11 protein-coding genes are annotated in these 9,595 nt (G+C 67.0%); 8 read left to right on the top strand and 3 right to left on the bottom strand.

Going from position 1 to position 9,595, the window contains the following annotated elements; translation table 11 throughout:
• Positions 1-43 precede the first annotated feature (43 nt).
• Positions 44-988 (top strand): aldose 1-epimerase family protein, encoded by a 945-nt coding sequence (locus Y705_RS22300; protein ID WP_026532605.1) that lies wholly within the window; start codon positions 44-46, stop codon positions 986-988.
• Between the two features lie 64 nt (positions 989-1,052).
• On the opposite strand, the gene Y705_RS0108850 is transcribed toward Y705_RS22300, so the two are convergent.
• The 3 genes from Y705_RS0108850 to Y705_RS0108840 form a co-directional block, all read right to left on the bottom strand.
• On the bottom strand, positions 1,053-1,313 hold the full coding sequence (locus Y705_RS0108850) for a DUF3253 domain-containing protein (protein ID WP_026532604.1): 261 nt from the start codon (positions 1,311-1,313) through the stop codon (positions 1,053-1,055).
• Between the two features lie 80 nt (positions 1,314-1,393).
• Entirely contained in the window at positions 1,394-1,738 is a 345-nt protein-coding gene (locus Y705_RS0108845; RefSeq protein WP_026532603.1) for a hypothetical protein, read from the bottom strand.
• 9 nt (positions 1,739-1,747) lie between these two features.
• Positions 1,748-2,206, bottom strand: coding sequence for a DUF3817 domain-containing protein (locus Y705_RS0108840; RefSeq protein WP_026532602.1), 459 nt, complete (start codon positions 2,204-2,206; stop codon positions 1,748-1,750).
• 148 nt (positions 2,207-2,354) lie between these two features.
• Between Y705_RS0108840 and Y705_RS0108835 the strand changes: the two genes are divergently transcribed.
• The 7 genes from Y705_RS0108835 to Y705_RS18570 form a co-directional block, all read left to right on the top strand.
• A complete protein-coding gene (locus Y705_RS0108835) occupies positions 2,355-3,053 on the top strand; it encodes a GntR family transcriptional regulator (RefSeq protein ID WP_026532601.1) in 699 nt (232 codons plus the stop codon).
• 154 nt (positions 3,054-3,207) lie between these two features.
• The gene (locus Y705_RS0108830; RefSeq protein WP_026532600.1) at positions 3,208-3,945 is read left to right on the top strand and encodes an SDR family NAD(P)-dependent oxidoreductase; all 738 of its coding nucleotides are present in this window, start codon (positions 3,208-3,210) and stop codon (positions 3,943-3,945) included.
• Positions 3,938-4,567 (top strand): carboxymuconolactone decarboxylase family protein, encoded by a 630-nt coding sequence (locus Y705_RS18580; protein WP_049822509.1) that lies wholly within the window; start codon positions 3,938-3,940, stop codon positions 4,565-4,567. The genes Y705_RS0108830 and Y705_RS18580 overlap by 8 nt, the downstream gene beginning before the upstream one ends.
• 50 nt (positions 4,568-4,617) lie before the next feature.
• Complete coding sequence (locus Y705_RS0108820; RefSeq protein ID WP_026532599.1) at positions 4,618-5,625, top strand: TAXI family TRAP transporter solute-binding subunit; 1,008 nt, start codon at positions 4,618-4,620, stop codon at positions 5,623-5,625.
• A 4-nt stretch (positions 5,626-5,629) separates the two neighbouring features.
• Positions 5,630-6,145: a hypothetical protein gene (locus Y705_RS0108815; RefSeq protein ID WP_026532598.1), complete on the top strand. Its 516-nt coding sequence runs from the start codon at positions 5,630-5,632 to the stop codon at positions 6,143-6,145.
• The gene (locus Y705_RS18575) at positions 6,142-8,397 is read left to right on the top strand and encodes a TRAP transporter permease (protein ID WP_049822508.1); all 2,256 of its coding nucleotides are present in this window, start codon (positions 6,142-6,144) and stop codon (positions 8,395-8,397) included. Before Y705_RS0108815 ends, Y705_RS18575 begins: the two co-directional genes overlap by 4 nt.
• The coding region (locus tag Y705_RS18570) for an MFS transporter (RefSeq protein ID WP_081737925.1) at positions 8,394-9,595 on the top strand (1,202 nt) is incomplete at its 3' end. The genes Y705_RS18575 and Y705_RS18570, both read left to right, overlap by 4 nt.

The raw sequence follows: 9,595 nt of genomic DNA, 5'->3' as shown, positions 1-9,595 counted from the left end.
GAGCCGGTCGAGTGGAACGGCTCGGAGCTTCAGGTGGCCGGCGATGGGTGAGGGCTCCGTCGTGGTTCCGCTGTCCGGCCACCGCCATGATCTCCGGTTCGGCCGGTATTCCGCGTCCATTGCAAGCGTGGGTGCTTCCCTTCGGAGCCTGACCTTTGACGGCCGCAACCTGATCCTTCCCTTCGACGAGGGAGAGATCCGGCCCTACTTCCGGGGCGCAGTCCTCGCCCCCTGGCCGAACCGGGTGGTGGACGGTCGGTACGACCTCGCCGGCACCGAGCAGGTGCTGAGCATCACCGAACCCGAGCGGAACCATGCGCTGCATGGACTCGTGGTGTGGAACGACTGGCAACTGGTGGAGCGCGGCGAGAGCGCGGTCCGGCTCCGCACCCAGGTGGTTCCGCAAAAGGTGGTTCCGCAAAGGGGTTACCCCTTCCGGCTGGAGGTCCAGGTGGCCTACAACCTCACAGCGGAGGGGCTCCACACCCGCATCACGGCGGAGAACACCGGCCCCTCCCCCGCACCTTTCGGCGCCGCGTCCCACCCCTACCTGCTGGGCGACGGCGGCGGGAAGGTTGACGAGTGGACCCTGTCACTTCCCGCCGGCCGCTATCTGGAGGTGACTGAAGACCGGCTGATCCCCACCGGCCTGAATCCGGTGAACGGGAATTTCGATTTCCGCTCACCCCGACGCGTGGGCACTACCTTCCTCGACCACGCATTCACCTCCCTCGACTACGACGACGACGGATCGGTCACCGTCAGCGTGGTGGGACCGGGCGGCCGTGGCGCCGGAATGAGCTTCGATACCACGTGCCCGTGGGTCCAGATCCACACGGCGGATCAGCCGGACGAGTCGATCTCACGGCTTGGTATGGCTGTTGAAGCCATGACCTGCCCTCCGGACGCGTTCAACTCCGGCACGGATTTGATTATCATCGAGCCCGGCGAGTTCTTCGCAACAGGCTGGACGATCCACACGGTGTAGATCTCGCGGTAACCTCCAGGGTGCCGGCCGGGCCTCCGTCCTGAGGCCCGGCAACACCCGGGATTCAGGACGGAGCGATCCACCGGATGCGGATAGGTCCCCGAACGCCGACCGCCACCTTCTCGCCATGCTGGGTCACGTCCACAAGGCCCTCGCCCGAGAGGGCGAACGCCAGGCGCCTCGCCTCCGGCATGAGCCCACGCCATGCAGCGCCGCCTATACTGCGGGCCGCGTCCGAGGGGCACAACGTCTTATCGGCGCCTCGCTGCTCGGCGATGCGGAGGATCTCGGCACGCAGCGCGCATGCACCTGGCAGCTCCGGCATCGGACCCAGCTCCTTCGACACCCGCCCGGCGCGCGGCGTCGGCTCGTCCATCCGCGACCGGCGGTGCGGCGACTCCCCGCTCATCCGCCGACCAGGCCCTCGCCGAACACCCGGTCCAGCTCCTCGAGCGCTTCTTCCCATCTGGTGCGACGCTCAGACGGCGATTGTTCCCACCACGCTGTGCCCCGCTCCCCCAGTCCCTCCTTGGCGAGCTGCACCACGGCACGGGCGGCGCGGAGGGCCACGCCGTCGTCGTCGTCGTTCCGTGAGTTGCGGACACCGGAGCGGCCCCTGCCGAGGTGGGACACTAGCCGCGCCCGAATGGACTCCGGGATACTGGGATCCGTCTTCCGCCACCGGCGCCCGCCATGACGGAAGTACCGGTCATCGTTGGATGTGGCGGCGAGGTCCAGGCCCGCGGTCATAATAATTCCTCAGCTCGACGGAACGGGAGGACCGACGATCAGCAGGAGCGTGAAGACCACCGCGATGCCCGCAACGGCAATGAGAGCCGCCACTACCGGGGCGCGCAGCACCCCTGCCTGCAGCTTTTCGGCCGGGTTCCCCGGAGCCTCACCGCCCGGAGCCAGCCGCCAGGTGCCGTTCAGCTGTCCCCTGCGCTCGAGCCACCGTTCGTAGGGAACCGTGGCGAAGGGAATGACGGCCGAGGCGAAACCCAGGAGCGCCGTGCCGAGAGACCACCGCTGATTGATCCAGACGAACGCGGTGCTGACGAGGAAGCAGAGAAAGACGAACCCGTGAAGGGCGCCGGCCGGTGGGACGAGGGCCTCGGTGGTTCGGGCGATGTATTTGAAGAACATGCCCGTCAGCAGGAAGGCCCAGGTCAGCGCCTCGGCCACGGCGACGGTGCGGAACAGGGTGCGCGGGTTCATGAGTTCTCCAGGGTCGGGATCGGGACATTCCCAAAATATCGCACTCACTGCACAGGCGGATCCGGTCCCGACCCTGGAGAACTCATGAACCCGCGCACCCTGTTCCTAGGATTCCAACAGTGAGAGTCGAATTGAGTGGACCCGTTTCGTGACCGACAGTGCCGCGGGAAGCTCCAAACGCCCGCCGACCGCCCAGGCCTTCGTCCTCGCAGAACTCCGGAGGGCCATCATCGCCGGCGAGTTCCTGCCCGGGCAGCCCCTCCGACAGGACGCCCTCGCCGAGCGCTTCGGTGTCAGCCGTGTACCGCTGCGTGAAGCATTCAAGGTCCTCGAGAGCGAGGGACAGGTCCACTACGAACCGCATCGTGGGCATAAAGTGGCAACCCTTTCCCTTACTGACCTCCTGGAGGTCTACCGGATCCGGCAACTCCTCGAGGCCGAGGCCGCGCGGGTTGCTCTCGCCGGAAAACCGGGCAACGGCGTTCTTGAGGACCTGAGATCGGCTGCAGGAGAGGTGGAGACGGCGAGCGCGGCAGGCGACCTGTTGAAAATGACCGAGGCCAACCGGCGGTTCCATTTCGTGCTGGTGGAAGCAGCGGGCATGCCGCGTCTGGAGCGGATGATCAAGGTCCTGTGGGATGCGACCGACGCATACCGGTTCGTCTACTACGGGGCGGAGGCCAACCGCTCACGGGTGGAGCAGGAGCACGCCCTGATCATCGAGGCGTTCGCAGAGCAGAATGCGGACAAGCTCATTCGGCTGCTCGACGAGCACCGCGAACATGCCATCGAAGCCCTTCGGACCTTCCTGGATACTGCGCCGTCCCGCGCCATCGATCGAGCGTAGTCCTGCTTCGGTAGCACCCGGCAGGGAACCGACTGCATTACAGTTGTGTGACGAGGGTTACGTTCCGAATCAGGATTGTATACAGTATCCAAGAAATCCAACGACGGGTTTCCGCGCCGGCACGGTGTGCAGAATCGAACTGGAGATGTTCGCCTTGACTGACTGGCTTGGGTTGAAGGGTCAACGCGTTCTGGTCGCCGGAGCCGGCGGGATCGGCGCAGCTTGCGTTCAGGCGTTCCTGGACGAAGGAGCGAGCGTACTCGTCGCAGACCGGGACGAGGAACGCCTCACTGCTTTCACCGGGCGCGCGGGCACCATTGCCGTCGACCTCACGAGCACGAAAGGCTGCGAGCAGGCAGTGCGCGCCGCCGAGACGGAACTGGGCGGCCTCGACGTCCTGGTTCACGCCGTCGGCATCAATAACCGCGTGCCCATCCTCGAGACCACGGACGAGGACTGGGACAGGATCCTCGACGTCAACCTGTCCAGTGCCTTCCGGCTCGGTCGGGCGGCAGGCCACATCATGGTCGAGGCCGGCCGTGGCCGCCAGATCTACTGCTCATCCGTCTCCAGCCTGCTCGCCCACCCCGATCACGGCCCCTACGCAGCGACAAAGGGCGGCCTGAATCAGCTCGTCCGCGTCATGGCCCGCGAGTGGGCGTCCAGCGGAGTGACGGTCAACGCCATCGCGCCCGGGTACGTGGAGACTGCCCTGACGGGCGCGTTCCTCGACCGTCCTGGGGTACGCGACCACTACACGGGCATGGTTCCTGCGGGCCGGCTCGGCACCGTCGACGACCTCACCGGTCCCGTGCTCTACCTTGCATCGCGGCAGGCAGCATTCGTCACCGGTCACGTCCTCTACGTGGACGGGGGGCGGACCCTTGTCTGACTCCACCTCTGACTCCACGTCTGATTTTACAGAGAGCACCGACCGGCAAGACGCCGGAAGGTTCCCGCTGCTGGCTCCCGCCGAACTGTCCGCTGAGCAACGCAGCGTCTATGATGCGATCGCCGGCCCGCCCCGCGGCAACGGCCCGTTCACCATGGTGTACGACGACGGAGCGCTTGCCGGTCCGTTCAACGCTCTGCTCTACTCCCCCGCCATCGGCAACGCCGTCCAGGCACTGGGTGCCGAGCTCCGCTTCGGAGGCGCCCTTGACGGGCGGCTGCGCGAGCTCGTCATCTGTGCGATATCCGCGGACCTCGACTCGGCCTATGAGTGGTACGCCCATAGCCGGGTGGCAGCGACCGTAGGAATTGCGGAGGCCGAACTCGAGCACCTCGGGAGAGGCGATGTACCGCCCACGGTGACTGCCGCGGAGCGTGCCGCCCTCGATTTCACGAGGGTGCTCCTTCACGGCACCGCAGTCAGCGACGACGTCCACGCTCCGGTGCTTTCGCACTTCGGACACGCCGGAGTCGCCGAGCTCTCACTGCTGGTGGGCTACTACCGCATGCTCGCGGGCCTGCTCGCAGCCGGAAACGTCCCCGCACCCCGCAGCGAGCCCTGAGCCCCTCCTCGACCAGCGCCAGAAATCACCACCAACAAAGGAAGAAACCCATGAGCACGAAACAGCGAAGCCGGAAGCATCTCTGCGCGGCAGCACTCATCGCCCCGGCGCTATTCCTGTCGGCCTGCGGAAGCCCTGAACCGAGCACCGGCGGCGGGGGCGGCGAGGCGGAAGCAGGCGGTGGAGGTTCGCTCTCCATCGCGACAGGCGGCACCGGCGGCGTCTATTACCCTCTCGGCGGCGGGTTCGCGACGGTGATCCGCGACAACATCGAAGGCTATGACGCCACCGTCCAGGAAACGAATGCCTCCGTGGACAACATGCTCCTCATCGAGAACGGATCCGCACAGCTCGCCTTCTCCGTGGGAGACGTGGTGGCCGACGCCGTGGAGGGCGTCGGTGAATTCGAAGGCAATCCACTGGAAATCTGCTCGCTCGGCAACATCTACAACAACTTCATGCAGGCCGTCAGTGTTGACGGAACCGGCATCGCATCCGTAGAGGACATGGCAGGAAAGGTGATTTCCGTCGGAGCGCCGGGCTCGGCCACCGAGGTCGCGGCACTGCGCATCCTCGAGGCAGCGGGCATCGACCCCGAAACCGGCGTCGAGCGCCGCCAGCTGGGTGCCGCGGAAACCGTCGCTGCATTGCGCGACGGCACCATCGACGCCGGGTTCTGGTCGGGAGGCCTCCCCACGGGGGCGCTGATCGATCTCGCCAGCGACGGCGACATGGTGCTGGTGCCCATCGGCGAATACGCCGAGCCGCTGGCGTCCGAATACGGCGAGTACTACGTTGCCGAGGACATTCCGGCCAACACCTACGAGGGCCAGACCGAGGCCGTTCCCGCCATCGCCTCACCCAACCTGCTGGTTGCCAGCCCCACCATGGACGAGCAGCTCCAGGAGGACATCACGAGGGCGATCTTCGAGAACGAGGAAGCCCTCATCCAGGTCCACCCCGCGGCGGAAGAGCTCGATGCCGCCACTGCAGGGGACATCTCCTACGTGGAAACCTGCCCGGGCGCCCAGACCTACTTCGACGAGGCAGCGGGCTAGGACCATGCGCAAGCCGGCCGTCGTCGTCGTTTCCCTGGCATGCCTCGGCATGCTGGCAGGTGGCGGGTTCGCCTTCGCGGACCCGGCGGGCACCGCCCCGCAGGGAGTATCCCTCAGCATCACCCACGACGACGACGAGCTGGCGAGCGTCCCGCTTCCCGGAAAAAGCTTCTCGGTGAGCTACCGCAACTCCCTCTACGGCACCCTGGCCGAGGAGCGCTACACCGTTGAGCCGGACGGCACCTATGTACTGGACCAGATCGCCGCTGATCAGCTCGCGGTACTCGAGGAGTACTACGCCGTTCCCGGCGCACCGACGGCCGCCGGAGTATCGGACCGCCGGAACTGGGTAGTCGAACCCGACCCTGCACGACCCGCGGTATTCGAAAAGCTTTCACTGGCGGCGACCGACCTCGGACAGCGCACCCTGCATGTCCCGGGTGCCCCGCCGCTTGAACTGTGGACCCTGGTGGACGACAGCAATCCGTTCGTTGAGCTACATCTCGAGGAGACACCATGACCGAGCGACCAGACGGCAACGGCGCCGTGGCGGCGCACGCCTCCGATCCTGCCCCGGGACACAAGGCACCTGATCCCTATGAGCAGGCAGGCCGAGCCAGGGTGAAGGACGACGACACGGTGAATCCGCTGGAGCGGGAAGACACCATCGACGAGGAAGCGCTGATTGCCGAGTACGAAGCGGAGAAGCCCGCGCGGCACCTCAGCGGCCTCCCCGGCCTGCTCATCAAGGTCTTCGGCGCGGGGCTCTCGCTCCTGGCCCTCTATTGGGTCTTCAATCCCATGGCCACGCAGTTCTACCTGCCGTTGTTCCTGGGGATCGGACTGTCCCTGACCTTCCTCGTCTACCGGGGCTGGGGCAGGTCGAAAACAGCGAAAACTCCAACGAGTGACAACCCCGGCATCACGGACTGGGCCCTGGCGGTGGTGGCGCTGGTGCCGTTCCTGTACATCATCTCCGACTGGGACGGCTTCTTCCGGCGCGCTATCACGCCGACCTACCTCGACCTGATCATGGGTGTGATCGCCATCCTCGTGACCCTCGAAGCGTCGCGACGGACGGTCGGAATCCTCGTGCCGCTGGTGGTGGTCGGGTTCTTCGCGTACGCCTTCTTCGGCTCGTTCGTGCCCGCCCCGTTCAACACCTCGTCCTTCGACTGGATCCGGCTGGTGGGCCACAACGTGATGGGCACGCAGGGCCTCTTCGGCGTCCCTACGGACGTGGCCGCCACCTACATCATCCTGTTCACCATCTACGGCGCGGTCCTTGGCGCCTCGGGTGCCACCAAGTTCTTCATCGACCTCTCCTTCTCGGCCTTCGGACAGTCGAAGTCAGGCCCAGGCCGTACCGTGACCCTCGCCGGATTCCTCCTCGGCACGGTCTCCGGTTCGGGCGTCGCTACGACGGTGACCCTCGGTGGTATCTCCTGGCCGCTTCTGCGCAAGGCCGGCTACCCCAAGGAACACGGCGGCGCCATCCTCGCTGCCGCCGGAATCGGTGCCATCATGTCACCCCCCACCCTGGGAGCGGCAGCCTTCATCATCGCCGCACTCCTCGGTGTCTCCTATCTCCAGGTACTGATCTGGGCCACCATTCCCACAGTGCTCTACTACTTCGGCATCATCCTCGCCATCGAGATGGACGCGCGCCGATTCAAGACCAAGGCGGTGGACTTCGACGTCAAGCCGGTGGGTAAGCTGCTGCTGCGATTCGGCTACCACTTCAGCTCCCTCGCCGCCATCGTGGTGTTCATGGCCATGGGCATGACGCCGTTCCGCGCCGTGGTCTATGCCACCATCCTCGCGTTCGCCCTCAGCTTCCTCGACCGCGCCTCCTGGATGACACCGCGCCGGATCTTCGACGCCCTCGCCACGGGAGCCACCGGCGCACTGTCGGTCATCCCCGTCATGGCTGCAGCCGGCCTGATCGTCGGCGTCATGACACTCACCGGGCTGGGCCTGAAACTCGCCAACATCATCGTGGACTTCGCCGGCGGAAGCCTGCTCCTGACCGCGATCTTCTCGGCGATCTCGGTGATCCTGCTGGGGCTGGCAGTGCCCGTGACCGCGAGCTTCATCATCTCGTGGGTCATCATCGGGCCGGCCCTGCAGGACGTGGGAGTTCCCGCCTTCGCCGCGGCGATGTTCATCTTCTACTACTCGGTCCTCAGCGAGGTCTCACCGCCCACCGCGCTCTCGCCGTTCGCGGCCTCCGCGATCACCGGCGGCAAACCGATCCAGACCATGTGGCTCACCTGGCGCTACACGCTGTCAGCGTTCCTCGTGCCATTCATCTTCGTCCTCTCCGGGCCGGGCGTCGGGCTGCTGCTGCAGGGCGGCATCGGAACCATCGCCCTGGCCTTCAGCGTCTCCCTCCTGGCCGTGGGTGCCCTCGCGGTGGCCACCGGAGCATGGCTGTTCGGCCCGGCCCGCTGGCCCGAACGCGTGCTGCTGGGGCTGGGCTCACTGCCGATGCTCGTCATGGAGCCGATGTACATCGGCATCGGGGCGGGAATCATCGCCGTCGGAATCGTTGTGCACCTCCTCGGCCTCAAGATGCGCGGCAAGGACCATCCGAACGAAACAGCAGGATCCCCGGCTGCCGTGTCCACATCAGGCGAAGCTACCACTAGCGACACCGGCACCGGCACCGGCACCGGCACCGCCAAACAAAGCACCGGCACCGCCAAACAAAGCACCGGCAAACCGGGCGCTGCCGACGGAACTCCCCGCACAGGAGCCGACTCGTCGTGACGTCCGCACCGCCGCCCGGAGCGGGCGGCACGCTGGTCCAGGCGGTCACGGTGACCACCCTGGGCGTCCTGCCGGCGTTCCTGGTGGGCGCCCTCGCGGTGCAGATCCGGGCCGACCTGGGCATCGGCCCCGCCCAGATGGGCATCGCGGCCGCAACGCTGTTCGCTGTCTCCGGAATCTGCGCACGGCGGCTCGGCCGGCTCGTCCAGCGGATCGGTGCAGCCAAAGGGGTGGTGGCCTCAGCCGTCCTGGCGGCGATCGCCCTCAGCGGTGCCGGCCTGGCACCGTCGTTCGGCGTCCTGATCGCAGCCCTGGTGGTGGGCGGACTGGCCAACGGCCTTGCCCAACCGGCGGCAAACCTCGGAATCTCGCGGGCGGTGAGCCCGGGCAGGTTGGGGCTCGCGTTCGGCATCAAGCAGTGTTCCATCCCCGCCGCGGGTCTGATCGGGGGCCTCGCCGTTCCGGGCATCGCCCTGGTGTTCGGCTGGCGCTACGCTTTTGCACTGGGCGTCATCCTCGCCGTGTCGCTGGCCCTGTGGGCCGGCTTCAAGGCGCAGGCGATACCACGCCCGACGTCGGGCTCCGCAGCGCCCGCCGATCGTGGAACTCCCCGACGCGGCCTCGTGCTGCTGGCCATCGGCGCCGGCCTCGCTGCGGCAGCCGCCACCTCCATGGGCGTGTTCCTCGTCGACTCCGCAGTGGAATCCGGGATGTCGCCCAGCGCCGCAGGATACCTCTTCGCCGGTGCTGCGCTTCTCGGGCTCCTCATCCGCATTGGGCTCGGCGCGGCCATGGACCGGTATCCGCAGCGCAGCCCCTACGTCCTGGTGGCGAACCTGCTGACGATCGGCGTGGCAGGCTATATTCTCCTCAGCTTCGGCTCCTCCACCGCTTTCCTGCTCGGAGCGCTGCTGACCTACGCCGCCGGCTGGACCTGGCCCGGGCTCGTCCACTTCGCCGTGGTGCGTGACAACCGGCAGGGCGCGGCCTCGGCAACCGGGGTCCTGCAGACCGGGCTCTCCCTCGGTGCAGCCGCGGGCCCCCTGCTCTTCGGTTTCCTCGTCGCCGCAACCTCCTACCGGACCGCCTGGCTGACCGCCGCCGTCGTCGCCCTGCTTGCCGCGGCAACCTTTCGCCTCGGCCGCCGAGCCATCCGTGCATCGCGGTCGGCGGCGGAAGCAGCCGCACCGCAGGTCAC

Origin of the sequence: Arthrobacter sp. H41 (assembly GCF_000520535.1) — a bacterium.
Lineage (GTDB): Bacteria > Actinomycetota > Actinomycetes > Actinomycetales > Micrococcaceae > Arthrobacter_D.
This window is presented reverse-complemented; position numbering and strand designations above follow the sequence as displayed.